This is a genomic window from Anaeromicrobium sediminis (assembly GCF_002270055.1).
GTDB classification, from domain to species: domain Bacteria; phylum Bacillota; class Clostridia; order Peptostreptococcales; family Thermotaleaceae; genus Anaeromicrobium; species Anaeromicrobium sediminis.
On record NZ_NIBG01000038.1, the window covers coordinates 1 to 17,955 of the forward strand.

General features: G+C 32.5%; 14 protein-coding genes and 1 riboswitch. Of the genes, 11 read left to right on the plus strand and 3 right to left on the minus strand.

The features are described from left to right. Nucleotides 1–2,126: 2,126 nt before the first annotated feature. Nucleotides 2,127–2,906 (minus strand): histidinol-phosphatase HisJ family protein, encoded by a 780-nt coding sequence (locus CCE28_RS21215; RefSeq protein WP_095136170.1) that lies wholly within the window; start codon nucleotides 2,904–2,906, stop codon nucleotides 2,127–2,129. Between the two features lie 367 nt (nucleotides 2,907–3,273). Here CCE28_RS21215 and CCE28_RS21220 point away from each other — a divergent pair, with 367 nt between their 5' ends. Beyond that, nucleotides 3,274–4,491 carry a DNA polymerase Y family protein gene (locus CCE28_RS21220; RefSeq protein WP_095136172.1) on the plus strand — a complete coding sequence of 406 codons (1,218 nt, stop codon included), beginning with the start codon at nucleotides 3,274–3,276 and terminating at the stop codon, nucleotides 4,489–4,491. A 72-nt stretch (nucleotides 4,492–4,563) separates the two neighbouring features. Here the strand turns inward: CCE28_RS21220 and CCE28_RS21225 are convergent, their stop codons facing one another. Further along, nucleotides 4,564–5,799, minus strand: coding sequence for an aspartate kinase (locus CCE28_RS21225; RefSeq protein ID WP_095136174.1), 1,236 nt, complete (start codon nucleotides 5,797–5,799; stop codon nucleotides 4,564–4,566). Nucleotides 5,800–5,818: 19 nt separating this feature from the next. Further along, complete coding sequence (locus tag CCE28_RS21230; RefSeq protein WP_095136176.1) at nucleotides 5,819–7,081, minus strand: homoserine dehydrogenase; 1,263 nt, start codon at nucleotides 7,079–7,081, stop codon at nucleotides 5,819–5,821. 334 nt (nucleotides 7,082–7,415) lie between these two features. Then, nucleotides 7,416–7,522: riboswitch (SAM riboswitch) on the minus strand. A 136-nt stretch (nucleotides 7,523–7,658) separates the two neighbouring features. Here CCE28_RS21230 and thrC point away from each other — a divergent pair. From thrC to carB, 10 genes are all read left to right on the plus strand, one after another. Further along, entirely contained in the window at nucleotides 7,659–9,134 is a 1,476-nt protein-coding gene (thrC, locus tag CCE28_RS21235) for a threonine synthase (RefSeq protein WP_330396895.1), read from the plus strand. A gap of 12 nt (nucleotides 9,135–9,146) precedes the next feature. Then, the gene (gene thrB, locus CCE28_RS21240) at nucleotides 9,147–10,034 is read left to right on the plus strand and encodes a homoserine kinase (RefSeq protein WP_095136180.1); all 888 of its coding nucleotides are present in this window, start codon (nucleotides 9,147–9,149) and stop codon (nucleotides 10,032–10,034) included. Between the two features lie 449 nt (nucleotides 10,035–10,483). Next, nucleotides 10,484–11,395 carry an aspartate carbamoyltransferase gene (pyrB, locus tag CCE28_RS21245; protein WP_095136182.1) on the plus strand — a complete coding sequence of 304 codons (912 nt, stop codon included), beginning with the start codon at nucleotides 10,484–10,486 and terminating at the stop codon, nucleotides 11,393–11,395. Beyond that, entirely contained in the window at nucleotides 11,389–12,510 is a 1,122-nt protein-coding gene (locus CCE28_RS21250; protein WP_095136183.1) for a dihydroorotase, read from the plus strand. The genes pyrB and CCE28_RS21250 overlap by 7 nt, the downstream gene beginning before the upstream one ends. Next, nucleotides 12,497–13,351 carry an orotidine-5'-phosphate decarboxylase gene (gene pyrF, locus CCE28_RS21255; RefSeq protein WP_095136184.1) on the plus strand — a complete coding sequence of 285 codons (855 nt, stop codon included), beginning with the start codon at nucleotides 12,497–12,499 and terminating at the stop codon, nucleotides 13,349–13,351. The genes CCE28_RS21250 and pyrF overlap by 14 nt, the downstream gene beginning before the upstream one ends. Next, on the plus strand, nucleotides 13,339–14,013 hold the full coding sequence (locus CCE28_RS21260) for a dihydroorotate dehydrogenase electron transfer subunit (RefSeq protein WP_095136185.1): 675 nt from the start codon (nucleotides 13,339–13,341) through the stop codon (nucleotides 14,011–14,013). The genes pyrF and CCE28_RS21260 overlap by 13 nt, the downstream gene beginning before the upstream one ends. Next, complete coding sequence (locus tag CCE28_RS21265; RefSeq protein ID WP_095136186.1) at nucleotides 14,006–14,908, plus strand: dihydroorotate dehydrogenase; 903 nt, start codon at nucleotides 14,006–14,008, stop codon at nucleotides 14,906–14,908. Before CCE28_RS21260 ends, CCE28_RS21265 begins: the two co-directional genes overlap by 8 nt. A 44-nt stretch (nucleotides 14,909–14,952) precedes the next feature. Beyond that, nucleotides 14,953–15,522 carry an orotate phosphoribosyltransferase gene (pyrE, locus tag CCE28_RS21270; protein WP_095136187.1) on the plus strand — a complete coding sequence of 190 codons (570 nt, stop codon included), beginning with the start codon at nucleotides 14,953–14,955 and terminating at the stop codon, nucleotides 15,520–15,522. Nucleotides 15,523–15,619: 97 nt separating this feature from the next. Beyond that, nucleotides 15,620–16,666 carry a glutamine-hydrolyzing carbamoyl-phosphate synthase small subunit gene (carA, locus tag CCE28_RS21275; RefSeq protein ID WP_095136188.1) on the plus strand — a complete coding sequence of 349 codons (1,047 nt, stop codon included), beginning with the start codon at nucleotides 15,620–15,622 and terminating at the stop codon, nucleotides 16,664–16,666. A 277-nt stretch (nucleotides 16,667–16,943) separates the two neighbouring features. Continuing rightward, nucleotides 16,944–17,955, plus strand: a 1,012-nt coding sequence (carB, locus tag CCE28_RS21280) for a carbamoyl-phosphate synthase large subunit (protein WP_095136189.1), incomplete at its 3' end; no start/stop codon positions are given.

Genomic DNA, 17,955 nt, shown 5'->3' on the forward strand with positions numbered 1-17,955 from the left:
AAAAAGGACATATTACATCTGATTTAAAATTAGCTTCTGACTATAGTTTAATAACAAAAGTCAATAGCTTACAACCTGATAGTGCAACTAATACAGGTGATGGTTTGCGTCTTGCCTATTGGATGCTAAAGAATTCATCTGATCCAAATGCAAAGAAGTATGTAGTTTCAATGACAGATGGTGATCCTACTTTTAGAAGGATTCTTGACAAGGAGAATGTAATTAAAAGTACTAATGATTATAAATATAATAAATGGCCGTATACTAGCGATAGTTTTCAGTTATATACAGGAGATGAATTGGACAGTAATTCAACATTTATTGCTGGAGGTGCCTATTATCAGCCTAACAATAATGTACGTTATATACCTAAAGGCTCAAATCGTGCATATGATGTTGAGAAAGGAAAGACTGCTTGGAGTGAGGAAAATGAAAGATGTCTTGAGTACGCTGAGTTAATAGGACGAATGATAGCTAATGATTCTAGCATGTCATTCTATGTTATAGGATTTTCCAGTGGTGTTAGCACAGATAAACTTCAAAGAATGGCCATTGCTAGTGGAGCAAAAGAAGTTTCAAATAAGAAAAATTATGCTAGTGCTAATAGTGAAAATGATTTAGAGGCAATCTATGAAGATATTGCAGATAAGATTATTAACGAAATAGGTATAGAGGCACAATTTAAAGAAACTTTACCAGAAGGAATAGAAATTGATGTAAATAATTTACCAGAAGGATATACAGCGGAGAAAATAGATAGTAAATGGAAAATCACAGGAGCCTGGANTAACGAAATAGGTATAGAGGCACAATTTAAAGAAACTTTACCAGAAGGAATAGAAATTGATGTAAATAATTTACCAGAAGGATATACAGCGGAGAAAATAGATAGTAAATGGAAAATCACAGGAGCCTGGAATGGAATAACTCTTAAATTGCAAGATAATGAAAAATATAAGATTGATGACTCGTCAATAGATATACCAGTTATTTTTACACAAGAGGGCAATTATATACTTAATAACAGCTCAGCTTCATTGACTTATAATATTTTAGGAAATGATGATAGTAAAAGTATAAATTTTGACGAAGCAAATATAACAGTTATAGATAACCAACCTCCTACTGGAACAGTAAGCATATCCTCTGATAATACTAACAATAGTTCACTAGCAAAAGTAGGAGACACCATAACATTAAATATAGAAACGAATGAACCTATTGAAACTCCAAATGTAACTATAACAGGGAAGGAAGCTACTGTGTCTGGAAGTGGAACAACTTGGACTGCTACTTATACAATGGCAGATGACGACCAAGAAGGACAAGTAGCCTTTACACTGGATATGACAGACCTTGCTGGAAATGGATCATCTGCATTTACGAAAACAACAGATGAAAGTTCTGTAACCTTTGATAGAACACCACCAGCAATACCAACTCTAACGGATGCAGGAGTTACTGTAACAATTGAGTATCCAGGGGATGCAGTAGTTATGAAATATAAAATAAATACTGGACAATGGTTAGATTATAATGGTTCAATAACATTAAAAGAGAAGGGTACTATATATGCAAAATGCTTTGATGGAGCAGGTAATGAATCGCAAGTAGGAGAGTTAGTAGTAGACAATATTGCAGACGATGTTACAGAAGTGGGAATTACTGATAGTAATGGTAAATCTGAAACTAACATTATTAAAAACGGTAAGTTTATTACTAAAATAAAATTAACATTAAATAAGAGCGTGGAGAATTTAAAAGTAAATTTATCTAGCGAAGATATAGGTAAGTTTACTATGAAGTTAATTAAATTAGTCAAAGATGGAAAAAAATATGAAACAAATTGCAGATTAGATGATAATAATCCTAATACAATAATTTTCCCACAAAGTTTATCACCAGGAGTTTATGAGTGTTTTATAAGAGTACAAGTTAAAGATGATACTGCAAAGGAAGACGAAACTTCTTATAAAATGATGACAGCTTCTATTGTAGTGGATGAGGACACAGAACAATCAGTATCTAACGAAAAAACAACTTTAATTATTAAAGTTGTTAAATCACCAAAAATATTATAAACATAAGAAATATGGAGTATATAGGTACTCCATATTTTTTATGTTCTAGATTTTTATTTTCTCTGGAACTCTTTTGGTGAACTTATATATATGATTAAATCCTAAAGATTTCAATAAATTAATGGCCTCTTCGTAACCATAAGAAAGATATTTTGATTTATGAGAATCGCTTCCAATAGTAATTATTTCTCCTCCTAAATCCTTATATAATTTCAAAATTTCAACTTTAGGAAAGGTCTCCTTTAAACTGCTTCTAAGTCCTGATGTATTAATCTCAAGTCCTATTTTTCTTTCCACTAAAATAGATAATATGTCTTTTATCCTTTCTTCAAAATAATTAAATTCATAATTTCCGCAATAGTCAAGGGCATATCTTTTCATTAAATCAAAATGGGCCAATACATCCACATCTGCGTACTTGGCTATTTTATATACTTCATTAAAATATCCCTCATATATAGGTAATCGTTCCTTTTTAGCCATATAAAGACGTAACTTTTTATTCTCCACATTGTGAACAGAGCCAAGTAAGAAATCAAAATCGTACTTATCTGTTATGACTTTTATTTCATCTGGATTTCTAAAGGGTTCTGCAATCTCTAATCCACACTTTATTATTAATTTATCCTTGTATTTATTCTGCGCTGACCTTACTTCTGATACATAGGTTTCCACATCTAAAGGAGTGTAGATGGGTTCATTAAAATGATCTGTAAAACAAATTTCTGTCATATTTAAGTCTATAGCCTTTTTACAGATTTCGTCTATAGAGGTTTTACAGTCAAAGGAATTGGAAGAATGTATGTGATAATCTATAAGCTTCATAAAAACACCTCTTACATTTTGTATATTATCTATTATACCACTTGAAAATGAATATAAACTATAGACAAACCACTTCAAATCTAAAGTTATGTGAACTTACTTCGTTCATATGAATAAAAACGTTTATAAGGTAAGTCACTATCAGACTAAATAGTGCAAATATTATAATTAGGGTAGAAGGTTCACAATTGTTTACAGCATAGGATATTATGATGTTCCACCTTATAAAAATTTTTCATCCATATTCCCTTGTAAGTAGCTAGATTTTATTGAATTTGGAAGTAGTATGTCTCTACACAAGGTTTGCAAAGGAACGTACGTTTGTATATAATTATTAAAGAAGACTATTATTAAAGGGTGGTATTGTATGAAACAGTTAATATTTCATGTGGATGTGAATTCAGCATTTTTATCTTGGGAAGCTGCGGAAAGGTTAAGAAATGGTGATGATAGGGATATAAGAGAAATAGCCTCAGCTGTAGGAGGAGACCCTAAAAAAAGACATGGAGTAGTTTTAGCTAAATCTCCATTAGCTAAAAAATATGGAGTTAAAACGGGAGAAAGTCTTTTTAATGCTTTTAAAAAGTGCCCAAATTTAATAGTAGTTCCTCCAAATTTTAAGGTATATTACAAATACAGTAGGCACATGGTGGAAATTCTTAAAGAATATTGTGATAAAGTTGAAGTCTATTCTATAGACGAATGTTTTTTAGACATGACTAATAATACATATGGGAAGTCACCTAAAGACATGGCCATAGAAATACAAAGGCATATATATAAAGAACTGGGGTTTACTGTGAATATTGGTATATCAGATAAAAAGGTTTTGGCAAAAATGGCCTCTGATTTTGAAAAGCCTAACAAGGTACATACCCTTTATACTCATGAAATTAAAGAGAAACTATGGCCCCTACCCATAAGAGATTTGTTTATGGTGGGAAGGGCTAGTGAAGGAAAGTTAAAGGCCATAGGTATATATACTATAGGTGATTTGGCAAATTATGATTTACCTACCCTAAAGATCATGTTTAAAAAACATGGCCAGGTCATATATGATTTTGCAAATGGAATAGATTATTCCAAGGTGGAAAACAATGATTATGATAGTGTGAAGGGAATCGGTAATTCTACTACCTTGCCCTATGATATAGAAAGTAAAGAGGATGCCCATAAAGTATTATTATCCTTAACAGAAAATGTATGTATAAGGCTTAGAAAAAAAGAATATAAGTGTAGATCAATTTGTGTAGAAATAAAAAACAATAACTTTAAAAGATATACCCATCAAAAAAAGTTATTTAACCAAACGGATTGTACAGATGTTGTATATGATGAAATAAAGAGATTATTTGATGAAAGTTGGAAAAGGGAACCCCTTAGATATTTAGGTGTAAGAGTGGCAGATTTAACCAAGGACAATTTAGTGCAGTGTTCATTATTTGATGATGAACAAGTACATAAAAAAAGGGAGTTAGATAAGGTATTAGATAATATAAGAAAAGACTTTGGTCAAAGTGTAGTTACAAGGGGAAGTTTATTAAAGAGCAAGTTAAAAGTAAAGGATAAACAATTATTGAGATAGGCACATGAAAAATATATAAGGTGCAGCTATTCCTGTACAGGAATAGCTGCACCTTAAAATAAGGAGAACTTATTAACAAACTTCGCGTTCAAAATCTGAATCAAAGTTAAACTTATCATGAAGGTGACAAAGGCCATCTTCTCCAAATTTTTCATCTATAATACAAGAAATCTTAATTTCTGAAGTACTAATCATTTGAATATTAATACCTGATTCATATAAAGTTTCAAAGAAAGTAGAAGCTACTTCTGCACTTCCTGCTATTCCAGTACCAACTACAGATAATTTACATACCTTACTATCTGATAAGACTTTACTAGCACCAACTTCATTAGCTATTTCTTTACAGATAACTAATGCTTTACTTAAATCGTCAATTTTTACTGTAAAGGAAATATCATTTACTAAATCCCTATTTATATTTTGAATGATCATATCAACAGGTATATGATTTTTAGATAGTTCAGAAAATAATTTAAATGCCACTCCTGGGCGATCAGGTACTTCTAATACAGATAATTTTGCTATATTTTTGTCTAGTGATACTCCCCTCACTTGAACCTTTTCCATTTCACTTACCTCCACAATTTCTGTTCCTTTAGAATCATTAAAACTAGATTTAACTACTAAAGGTATTTTATATTTCCTAGCCATTTCCACAGAACGACCATGTAGTACTTTAGCACCAAGGCTTGCCAATTCTAACATTTCATCATAGGAAATCTTATCTAATAGTTTGGCATTTTTAACTACCCTAGGATCTGCCGTATAAACTCCATCCACATCAGTGTATATTTCACATTTTTCTGCCTTAAGGGCTGCTGCTACGGCCACTGCAGTAGTATCTGAACCACCCCTACCTAATGTGGTAATATCGTTGTTTTCATTAATACCTTGAAAACCTGCCACTATTACTATTTTATCTTGTGACAACTCTTCTTCTATTCTTTCCGTATCTATTTCCGTTATTCTTGCCTTTTTATGATTAGAATCAGTAATGATTCCACACTGGCCTCCCGTTAAAGATATTACCTTTTCTCCTAGGCTTTCTATGGCCATGGCAAGTAAGGCTATGGAAATTTGCTCTCCAGTGGATAAAAGCATATCTAATTCTCTCTCTGGAGGATTCTCATTTATTTGCCTAGCTTTATTCATAAGGTCATCAGTAGTCTTGGCCATGGCAGACACGGTTACGACTACTTTTTTACCTGAGTCTTTTAATTTAACTACCTTTTGAGCAATTCTCTTTATTCTATCTATGGAACCTACAGATGTTCCTCCGTATTTCTGAACTATAATATCCTTCATAAACCTTACTCCTTAAATTTTAAATTCCAATGCATAGGGCATTAGTGTTTAGATCATCCTCTAATCTCACTATAGAGAAATCGTCACCTATAGTATTTAATTGTGAACTTATTATTTCAATAGATTTTGCACTTGTATTATCTGTAATTAATACTAAATTATTTTTCATAGACATGATTGTGAACTTTTGAATGTGATTTTTATCAAGCATGCCAAGTACTCTTGAGATATTTTTAGTATTAACTCTTAAATAATATTTAGAGTTAAATAAATCTAAATCAGCTTCCCTCATATTACCATTTTGTATAAAATGATCAGTCTTGTATTGACCACTTATAATATCATATATATCACAAACTACTGCGTTGGCAGTTGGTTTTTTACCTGCTCCTTGACCGTAAAATTGAAGTTGACCTATTGTATCTCCCACTATGGATACTATATTAAAGGCACCCTTAACTGTGGCCATAGTAGAGTTTTTGTTAACTAATACAGGTTCCACTGATGCAGAAACCTTATTGCCAGAACTTAAAGCTGAACCTACAAGCTTAACAGAAGCTCCTAATTTTTTAAACATGGAAATGTCTAATGTGTTTATATTTGTAATACCACTACATTTTATACTATCCACATCTATTTGATTGTTAAAGGCGATAGATGCCAGTATTGCTAATTTTCTCTTCACATCAAAACCTTCCACATCATCTGTAGGATCTGCTTCTGCATAACCTAGTTCTTGAGCTAACTTTAAGGCTTCATCAAAACCAAGGCCATCATCAATCATTTTAGTTAGGATAAAATTAGTAGTACCATTTAGGATACCCTTAATTTCACTTATGTTATTAATTCTTACATTTTGTTTAAGAGGTTTTATTATAGGTATTCCACCTGCAACACTTGCTTCAAATAGAAATCCCTTTTCGTATTTGTTAGATAAAAATAAAAATTCATCCATATATTTTGCAACTACTGCTTTATTTGCAGTAACCACATGTTTATTGTTTTTAAAAGCTTCACAAATGTATTCATGAGCCTTATCTATTCCTCCAATTACTTCAACCACTATGTGAATATTATCATCATGAAGTATATCATAAGGGTTGGTTGTTAAAATATCCTTTGGAAGTTCTACTTGTCTCTTCTTATTTATATCATTAACTAATATTTTCTTAACAGAAATATCTTTCCCCAATAGTTTCTTTAAATTATTTTCTTCATTATTTAATATTTCATACACTCCAGACCCAACAGTTCCAAGCCCTAGAAGACCTACATTTATCATTTAAAACCACCCTTTCGATGTTCGTGAATAAAAAACACTTGTATTTCTATAGAAAACATTATAACATATATGTTAGAATAATCAATAGAGAAAGTTGAAAAAATTTCAAATAATAATAAATAGCAGTTAACATATAGAATATTGATTAAATTCAAACTATTATCTATAATAGAATGAAAATATGGAATATAATTAAGACGGTATATTATTTTCATTTTATTTCTGAAATATTATTTTTCAACTTTTATTAATTAAATAAAAGATAGCTATCCGTATACTAAAAAAAACCTCTTTCATAAAATGAAAGAGGCACTATTATAAAGAAATGGCGCGTCTCTCATCTGTCTATATGATTACATATAGTTGGAATTGGCACCATTGCTCTTGCGAGCTGGTTGCCGGGCGTCATAGGGCCAGTCCCTCAGCCACTCTTGATAAGAGTAAATATTGAATTTTCTGAATCGATTCACATTTTAGTATAATGGATAGGATGTTAATTGTCAATAATGTCCTTTTAATTAAGGCTTTTAAATTATTAAACAAATATAAAACAATAAAATGACAAGAGGTGGTTAAGGTGAAATATATAAGTACTAGAGATGGATCCGTTGAAGTAAGTTCTTCTTATGGGATTATAAAGGGAATATCAGAGGAAGGTGGACTATTTGTTCCTAAAGCACTTCCTAATAATATAGAGGTAGAAAGTTTCATAGGCAAAACCTATAAAGAAATAGCTACACAAGTACTAAGTGAGTTTTTACATGATTTTTCTAAAGAAGATTTAGAGGAATGTGTGGATAAAGCTTATGATAATAAATTTCATGTGGATGATTTAGTTAATCTTAAAAAAGCAAATAACAGTTTTTTCTTAGAATTATTCCATGGTCCTACTATAGCCTTTAAGGATATGGCTCTTTGTATGTTACCACAACTTATGAATGTGGCAAGAAAAAACATAGGATTTAATAAGGATGTAGTCATACTAACGGCAACATCAGGAGACACGGGTAAAGCTGCCCTAGAAGGCTTTGCCAATGTGGATAATACTAAAATAATAGTATTTTATCCTAAAAATGGAGTAAGTAAAATACAAGAATCTCAGATGATTACTCAGGAGGGGCACAATACTTATGTAGTAGGTATAGAAGGTAACTTTGATGATGCTCAATCTAATGTTAAAGAAATGTTTACGAGTAAAGAGATGAAAGATCACTTAAATAATTTTGGCTATGAATTTTCCTCTGCCAATTCTATAAATATAGGAAGACTAATACCACAGGTAGTCTATTATGTTTATTCTTATGTGAAATTATTAGAAAAGAAAGAGATAAAGACAGGAGAAAAAATAAATGTGGTAGTGCCAACGGGGAATTTTGGTAATATTCTAGCAGCATATTATGCTAAAAATATGGGGGTTAAAATAGATAAATTGATTTGTGCTTCTAATGAAAATAATGTATTGTCAGACTTTTTCAAGGAAGGTATATATGATAAAAGACGTGAATTTAAACAAACCATATCTCCTTCCATGGATATATTGATTTCAAGCAACCTAGAAAGATTATTATATGAAATTGTAGGTAGAGATTCTAACAAAGTTAGAGAATATATGAATGATTTAAAAGAAAGAGGAGTATATAAGCTTAGTGAAAATGAGAAAAACAAACTTAAGGATTTTTACGGTGCTTGGGTAAGTGAGGAAGAAACATTAGATACAGTTAAGACTGTATATGAAAAGTTCAATTATGTGATAGATACTCATACTGCTGTAGCATATAGGGCCTATGAAAAATATTTAAAAGACACTTGTGATGATAAAAAGACTATTATAGCTTCTACGGCTAGTCCATTTAAATTTACTAAGAGTGTAATGGAAGGTCTAGGAGAGCTAATAGAAGGAAAAGATGATTTTCAGTTACTTAAAGAGTTATCAGAGAAGTATCATATGGATATACCAAAGGCTGTTAAAGAACTAGATAAAAGGGAAATACTACATGACAGAGTTTGTCATAAGGACTATATGAAGGACATGGTTAAAGAAATACTTGCATAGGGGGATGAGCATATGATTAGAGTACAAGTACCTGCAACTACTGCAAATGTAGGTCCAGGTTTTGATGCATTAGGAATAGCACTTGATCTATATAATGTATTTTATATGGAGGAAATAGATTCGGGTCTTATCATAGAAGGTGTAGATGAAGAATTTAGAAATGAAGATAATTTAATATATCAATCTATGGTAACTACCTTTGAAGAAGTAGGTTATAAGCCAAAGGGAATAAAAATAAAAGTTGAAAGTAACATTCCCGTATCAAGGGGCCTTGGAAGTAGTGCCACATGTATAGTTGGGGGCATTATGGGAGCAAATGCCCTAGCAGGAAATGTATTAGATAAGTATGATATATTAAAAATAGCCACAGAAATTGAGGGTCATCCAGATAACGTGGCTCCATGCATATTTGGGGGTATGGTCACTAGCATATATGATAAGGGAGAAATCCACTATAGTAAAATACCAGTAAAAAATGATTATAGTTTTTGCCCAATAATACCTGACTTTAAATTGTCCACTAGTGAGGCAAGGGGAGTTTTACCTGAGGTAGTAGATTATAAAAACGCTGTATTTAATGTGGGAAGGGTAGCCCTTTTAATATCTAGTTTAGTAAATGGAGAAGATGAACTTTTAGCTCTTGCTTGCGATGATGTACTCCATCAACCTTATAGGGGTGGACTCATAAGAGATTATGACAATATAGTAAATGCTGTAAAGGAAGCTGGCGTGAAAGGTGTCTTCTTAAGTGGAGCAGGCCCTACTATTATGACTATAGTTAGGGAAAATGATGATTATATTAAAATAATGAATGATTATGTAAGTATGTTAGAAGACAATTGGATTATGAAAGATTTGAAAATAGATAATGAGGGAGCACTTGTGGAAGAAGTTGTATAGTGTTCTTAAGGAGTGTGGTGAACCTATTTCAGCTCATAGGGAAGAGACTATGTATATTTAATATGAAAGTGATATATCTATAGATATACCACTTTCTAACTCTATTATAAGATCTAAAGCATATGGCCTCTTAGTGATTTACCTTATAAAATATTTTTTATTTATATGAGTCAAGTAAGTTCAAATACCTTTAGATTGGACAGAATATCTATATAATACCTATTGACAAAAAAATATATAGGAGTATAATAAAAGAAAAAAAGTCATCTTTAATCTAGTACGAGATACTAGAAAGGTTTTATATGAAAATTAAGAGCTTACGAGATAAGCTTAATTTCTTATGCCAATACAGCCTTTCTATTATGGAAAGGCTTTTTTTAATATAAACCTTTAGTTTAAATATGAACCTTTAATTTAGGTCCTGTGAGGCCAAGAAGGAGAGTGTGAAAATGAAATATTTAATTGAACCAAACGATTTAACGTTAAATGAAACGGAAAGAATCTTATCTTTAGCACAATCTATAATGAAGGAGCCAAGAAAATTTGCTCAAGTATGTAGGGGTAAATTAATGGCTAATCTTTTCTATGAACCTTCCACAAGAACTAGATTTAGCTTTGAAGCTGCCATGTTAAGATTAGGTGGCAATGTAATGAATTTATCAGATATTAGTACTTCATCCCACACAAAGGGAGAGTCTATGGAGGATACTATTAAGACCATATCTTCATATAGTGACTTAATAGTTATGAGACATCCTAAGGCTGGAACTCCTAAAAAATCCATACCCCATTCTTTTGTACCAATTATAAATGCTGGTGATGGACCTAATCATCATCCTACTCAAACCTTAACAGACCTTTTAACTATTAAGGATATTAAGGGACACATATCAAATCAAACTGTTGCCTTTTGTGGAGATCTACTCTATGGAAGAACAGTGCATTCCTTAGTAAAGGCACTTAGTAGATATGACAATATAAAGTTTATATTCATTTCCCCAAAAGAATTAAAAATTCCTGATTATATAAAAGAATATTTAGATGAAAACTCTTATGTGGAAACTCAGTCACTAGAAGCAGTTATGGACCAAATTGACGTACTTTATGTAACTAGAGTTCAAGGAGAGAGATTTGAAAATATAGAGGAATACAATAGATTAAAGGACATCTATATAATAGATCCTAAGAAATTAGAAAATGCTAAGGAAGACATGATAATCATGCATCCCCTACCTCGTGTAAATGAAATAGATACTAGGGTAGATGAGGATAAAAGGGCTGTATATTTTAATCAGGTAAGATACGGCATGTATGTGAGAATGGCCCTAATAGCTGATTTTGTAGGTGATGAAGCATGCTAATAGAGAGAGTACGAGTAATAGACAAGGATAGTGATTATACAGCTAATGTGTTAATAAAAGAGGGAAAAATAAAAGAAATTACTAAGTGTGATGGTGAAGGTAAGTATGTGTTAATGCCAGCCTTTATAGATATGCATACCCACTTAAGAAGCCCTGGGTATGAGTACAAGGAAGACCTAGAAAGTGGCCAGAAGGCTGCATTAAAGGGCGGATATACTACTCTATGTTCCATGGCAAATACATTACCCGTTTGTGATAATGAAAAGACTATAGAGTATATAAAGGATGAAAGTAAAAGGCTAAATCTATGTGAAGTAATTCCCGTATGCAGTGTAACTAGAAATCTAGAAGGAAAAGAAATTGTAAACATAGATAATATGATAAAGCACACAAATCTTTTTTCAGACGATGGAAATACCATATTCAGTCAAAGCATAATGAAAGATTCCTTGAATTTATCTAAGGAATATGGGTTTAAGATACTAACCCATTGCCAACCGGAGGCTAAAATTATAAAAAGAGATTTAAATCTACTTGAGGAAATAGGCGGAAATTTACACATATGTCATGTGAGTAGTAAAGACAGTGTTGAGCTTATAAAAAATCATAAGGATAAAGGGTTAGATTTTACTTGTGAAGTGGCACCCCATCACATATATGGTTACGATATAGACTACAAAGTAAATCCATCCTTTAGAAGTAAAGAAGATTTTGAGAGCCTAATAGAAGGAATAAAAGATGGATATATAGATATAATTGCCACAGACCATGCACCTCACAGTGCAGAGGATAAAATGAAGGGGTCACCAGGCATATCTAATATAGAAGTGGCCTTTTCCATGGCATACACCTCACTTAACAAATATGGCATAGATTTAAATAAAATAAGTGAACTAATGAGTTATAATCCGGCTAAAATATTAGGACTGAATAAGGGATTAATAAGGGTTGGAGACGATGCGGATTTAGTTTTAATAGATATGGATGAAGAATATGAAATAGATACTAATGACTTTGTGTCTAAGGGAAAAAACAACCCATTTAATAAAGAAAAGGTTAAGGGAAGAATACTTAAGACTATGAGAAAAGGACGTGTACTTTATGATTATAGATAGATTGTGCGAAGAAGTGAAAAAATATGGGCCTGTATGTGTAGGGCTAGATACTAAAATAGAATATTTACCTGAGTATTTAAAGGATAAAGATATAAGTGACAGTGAGAAACTATTTGAATTTAATAGAAAAATCATAGATGATACTCTAGATACTTGTGCCTGCTATAAAGTGCAAATAGCCCACTACGAATCCTTAGGATTAGAAGGACTTAAGGCATATTCTGAAACTTTAAAGTATATAAAAGAAAATAATAAATTATCCATAGGAGATATAAAGAGGGGCGACATATTATCAACGGCTACCATGTATGCTAAAGCCCACTTTGAAGGAGAATTTGAAGCAGATTTCATAACTGTAAATCCATACATGGGTGAAGATGCCATATCTCCTTACTATGAATATATAAAGTCAAAGGAAAAGGGACTGTTCGTTCTTATGAAAACTTCTAATCCTTCATCCTCTGATTTTCAAGATTTAGAAGTTAAAGATGAGAAACTATATATGGAAGTTGCTAAGAAAATAGAATCTTGGGGAGAAGAATTTGTGGGACAGAGTGGATATAGTTCCATAGGAGGAGTAGTAGGTCTTACGGGAGCAGGAGAGTTAATAAACATAAAGAATGAACTAAAAAATTCTTTCTTCTTAATACCTGGTTATGGTGCACAAGGAGGAGATCCAAAAGTACTAAAGCAGCTTTTCAAAGATGGCATATGTGCAGTTATAAACTCATCAAGAAAGATCATAACAGCACATAAAAATGTGGATGAAACAGAGACTTTTAGCTTGTGTGCAAGAAAGGAAACATTGAGAATGAGGGAGGACATAGGATGGGAAAAATAATATCTAATAAAGAAATATCTCCTAATGTTTACCTAATGAAGGTAGGAGGAAATTATAAGGGGGATATGGGACAGTTTTATATGATAAGATGTGATAATTTCCCTCTATTATCTAGACCTATAAGCATTCACAATATAGAAAAAGATTGCATAAGTTTCTTGTATGAAGTAAAGGGTCAGGGAACGGAAATCCTAAAGAACTTAAAGGAAGATGACAAAATCATACTGCAAGGCCCTTATGGGAATGGATTTGAGAAAAGAGAAGGAAAAATTGCATTAATCGGCGGAGGAATGGGAATAGCTCCACTATTTTATACGGCTAAGAACTTAGATAATGTGGATATATATTTAGGATTTAGTGAAAGATCTTTCTTGGAGAAGGAATATGAAGGCGTATGTGAAAATCTACACATAAAAATCGGGGGATATATAACGGACATGGTTGACTTTGACAAATATGATTATATATACACTTGTGGTCCTGAAAAGATGATGGAGAAAATAACTGAAATGGGAAAAGACAAGGTATACGTATCTGTGGAAAAGCACATGGCTTGCGGAATCGGAGCATGTTTAGGATGTAATTGTGATACTAAGAATGGAAATAAAAAGGTATGTAAGGACGGACCAGTATTTCTAGGGGAGGATGTGTATTATGAGTAATATGGAAGTAAAGTTTTGTGATATATCCTTTAAAAATCCTCTAGTCACTGGATCAGGAACCTTTGGATTTGGAAGGGAATATGAAAATTTTTATGATCTATCAAAACTTGGTGGAATTTCAACTAAGGGGTTAACCTTAAATCCTAAAAGTGGAAATAAGGGTGCTAGACTATATGAAACTCCTAGTGGTCTACTAAATAGTATAGGTCTTGAAAATCCAGGAGTAGATAGGTTTATAAGGGAAGAGTTACCCTACATGAAAAAATTAGGTACTAACATAATTGCCAATGTGGGTGGAGCAACTATGGAAGATTATGAAAAGGCAATAGAGTTAGTATCGAAAGAAGACGTAGATATAATAGAGCTAAATATATCATGTCCAAATGTTAAAAGCGGTGGAATGATGTTTGGTCTAGATGAAGTATCTACAGGAAAGATAGTTAAAAAAATAAGAAGTATTACTAGAAAACCACTAGTAGTAAAATTATCTCCTAATGCGGAGAATATAGTAAGATGTGCACAGGCTTGTGAAGCAGAAGGGGCAGATGGAGTAAGTCTTGTAAATACTTTTAAGGGAATGGCCATAGACATAAAAAGTAGAAAAAAGGTGTTTGAAAACACTTATGCAGGATTATCAGGCCCTGCCATAAAACCAATAGCCCTAAGAATGGTCCATGAAGTAAGTAAGAATGTTAATATCCCTATAATAGGTATGGGTGGAATAATGAATTATAAGGATGCCATAGAATTTATCATGGCAGGAGCAACCCTAGTATCTATAGGGACGGCTAATTTTATAAACCCTAGCATGGGAGAAATAATAGTAAATGATTTGAAAGCATTTATGGAAAAAGAGAATATAAAGAGTTTTGAAGAGATAAGAGGAATTATCTAGACAGGTAACAACGACTAACGAACAACAATTAAGGAGGATTTCACATGGATAAGGTTATGGAGATATTAAAAAGATCAGAGGCATTACTAGAAGGACATTTTTTATTATCATCAGGAAAGCACTCTAACAGATATGTACAATGTGCTAGAGCTCTAAAAGATACAAGGGATGGAGAAGCTTTAGGAAAAATAATAGGAGAGAAAGTAAAGGATTTAGATATAGATCTAGTAGTAGGTCCTGCCATGGGAGGAGTAATCATCGCCTATGAAGTAGGAAGAGCCCTTGGAAAGGAATCCATATTCACAGAGAGAAAAGACAACATTATGACTCTAAGACGTGGATTTGAAATTAAAGAGGGACAGAAAATTTTAATAGTAGAAGACGTAGTAACTACAGGAAAGTCTACCTTAGAAGTAAAGAAACTTTTAGAGGAACTAGGCGGAGTAGTATTAGGCGTTGGGTGCATAGTAGATAGAAGAGGTAAAGATGTTGATTTAAACATGCCTGTATATAGTGCCATAAAGCTAGAAATAGAAAGTTATGATAATGATAATTGTCCATTATGTAATGATGGTGTTGAACTTTATCAACCAGGAAGTAGAAAGATGGCTTAAAGGTTAAGGGGTAACTTTTAACCCTTAACCCAAAATATAGATGACTAACCACAAATAAACTTTAATTTAGTCCAGAGAGGCTAGAAAGGAGACACATATGAAAGCGAAATTAATACTTGAAAATGGAATTGTACTTGAAGGTAGAGCCTTTGGGTATTTAAAGGAAAGTGTAGGAGAGGTAGTATTTAATACGGGAATGACAGGGTATCAGGAGGTATTAACGGACCCATCCTATTATGGACAGATTGTAACTATGACTTACCCATTAATAGGAAACTATGGAATAAACCTAGAAGATATGCAGTCAAATTCCCCAAAGGTGAAAGGCTTTATTGTAAGAGAACAATGTGATTATCCAAATAACTATAGATGTGAAATCCAATTAGATGATTATTTAAAAACTAATAAAATAATAGGGATTGAAGGAATAGATACTAGATATCTAACTAAAATCCTTAGAAGTAGTGGAACTATGAGAGGAATCATAGCTTTAAGAGAACTTAGTGAAAGTCAAATAAAAAATAAATTAGAGAATTTTTCTAATAAAGAGGCTGTAAGTAATGTGACTACTAAGGAAGTATACACTATAGATGGTAACGGCAAACATGTGGCCATATGGGATTTTGGAATAAAGCAAAATATAATAGACTCTTTCTTAGAAAGAGGTTGTAAAGTAACAGTTTTTCCTGCCAATGCTAAAGGAGAAGATATATTAAAGACAAATGCAGATTATGTGTTTCTATCTAATGGACCGGGAGATCCAGAAGATTTAACAGATGTAATAGAAAATATAAAAAAGGTAATAGGAAAGATGCCTATAATAGGTATATGTTTAGGCCATCAATTATTAGCCTTATGTTTAGGAGGACAAACTTCTAAGTTGAAGTTTGGCCATAGGGGATGCAACCATCCTGTTAAAGATTTAGAGGAAAACAAAGTTTATATAACATCTCAAAATCATGGATATTACGTAAGTAAATTACCAGAGAATATGAAAATAACTCACGTAAGTTTAAATGATAATACCATTGAGGGAATGAGACACGAATTCCTTCCTATATTTAGTGTTCAATTTCATCCAGAGGCTAGCCCTGGACCAAGCGATATGAACTATATATTCGATAAGTTCTTAATAAGTGCTTAAAAAAATGGTGAATTAAGCAGAGGGTTTGTGAACTTACTTCGGTCATATAGATAAAAAATATTTTATAAGGTAAGTCTCTATCAGACTATAGACAGTGAATAGTATAGTCACGATAGAAGATTCACAATTGTTTACAGCAAATGATGTTCTGATGTTCCACCTTATAAAAATTTTTCATCCATATTCCCTTGTAAGTAGCTAAAGTTTATTGGATTTATAAGTGATCTACCTATAGACATAGGTAGATGAAATTGAAAATATATGGGAGGAAATGAATATGAATATAGATTTAAATATAAAAAAGGTATTAGTAATAGGATCAGGTCCAATAGTAATTGGTCAGGCGGCAGAGTTTGATTATTCGGGAACTCAAGCGTGCCAGGGTCTTAAAGAGGAAGGTATTGAGGTAGTTTTAATTAATAGTAATCCTGCCACTATCATGACAGATAAGGAAGTGGCAGATAAGGTATATATAGAACCACTTGAGGTGGAAGTAATAGAAAAGATCATAGAAAAAGAAAGACCAGATGGATTAATAGCAGGTATGGGAGGTCAAACGGGCCTTAATCTTGCGGTAGAATTAAGTGACAAGGGAATACTTGAGAAGTACAATGTGAAGGTTTTAGGTACTTCAATAGAGAGTATTAAAAAGGGTGAAGACAGGGAACTGTTTAGAAATTTGATGAAAGAGATAAATGAGCCTGTAATAGAAAGTGAAATAGTAAATGATTTAGATAAAGCCCTAGAATTTGCCATGAAGGAAGGGTATCCATTAGTTATAAGACCAGCATATACTATGGGTGGTGCCGGTGGTGGAATCGCCGAGAATGAAGAGGAATTAAGAAGCATAGTAAAAAGTGGATTGTTACTAAGTCCAGTTAAGCAAGTTTTAGTTGAAAAGTGTATAAGAGGTTGGAAAGAAATAGAATATGAAGTAATGAGAGATAGATTAGGTAATAAAATAAGTGTTTGTAATATGGAAAATGTAGACCCGGTAGGAATTCATACGGGAGACAGTATAGTAGTGGCACCTAGTCAGACTCTAGCGGATAAAGAATATCAAATGCTTAGAAACTCAGCATTAAAAATACTAGAAGCAGTAGGTGTAGAAGGGGGATGTAACGTACAATTTGCCCTTCATCCAGAATCTAAAGAATATGTAATAATTGAGATAAACCCAAGGGTAAGTCGTTCATCGGCCCTGGCTTCTAAAGCTACAGGATATCCAATAGCTAAGGTGGCAGCTAAAATAGCCCTAGGATACACATTAGATGAAATTAAAAACTCTG

Bases quoted from the DNA above. Each gene is read 5' to 3' on its own strand.
- CCE28_RS21260 (WP_095136185.1), top strand. From the start codon at position 13,339: ATGGGAAAAATAATATCTAATAAAGAAATATCTCCTAATGTTTACCTA.
- CCE28_RS21250 (WP_095136183.1), top strand. From the start codon at position 11,389: ATGCTAATAGAGAGAGTACGAGTAATAGACAAGGATAGTGATTATACA.
- thrB (WP_095136180.1), top strand. From the start codon at position 9,147: ATGATTAGAGTACAAGTACCTGCAACTACTGCAAATGTAGGTCCAGGT.
- CCE28_RS21225 (WP_095136174.1), bottom strand. From the start codon at position 5,799: ATGAAGGATATTATAGTTCAGAAATACGGAGGAACATCTGTAGGTTCC.
- CCE28_RS21220 (WP_095136172.1), top strand. From the start codon at position 3,274: ATGAAACAGTTAATATTTCATGTGGATGTGAATTCAGCATTTTTATCT.
- CCE28_RS21230 (WP_095136176.1), bottom strand. From the start codon at position 7,081: ATGATAAATGTAGGTCTTCTAGGGCTTGGAACTGTTGGGTCTGGAGTG.
- pyrE (WP_095136187.1), top strand. From the start codon at position 14,953: ATGGATAAGGTTATGGAGATATTAAAAAGATCAGAGGCATTACTAGAA.
- carA (WP_095136188.1), top strand. From the start codon at position 15,620: ATGAAAGCGAAATTAATACTTGAAAATGGAATTGTACTTGAAGGTAGA.
- CCE28_RS21215 (WP_095136170.1), bottom strand. From the start codon at position 2,906: ATGAAGCTTATAGATTATCACATACATTCTTCCAATTCCTTTGACTGT.
- CCE28_RS21265 (WP_095136186.1), top strand. From the start codon at position 14,006: ATGAGTAATATGGAAGTAAAGTTTTGTGATATATCCTTTAAAAATCCT.
- pyrB (WP_095136182.1), top strand. From the start codon at position 10,484: ATGAAATATTTAATTGAACCAAACGATTTAACGTTAAATGAAACGGAA.
- pyrF (WP_095136184.1), top strand. From the start codon at position 12,497: ATGATTATAGATAGATTGTGCGAAGAAGTGAAAAAATATGGGCCTGTA.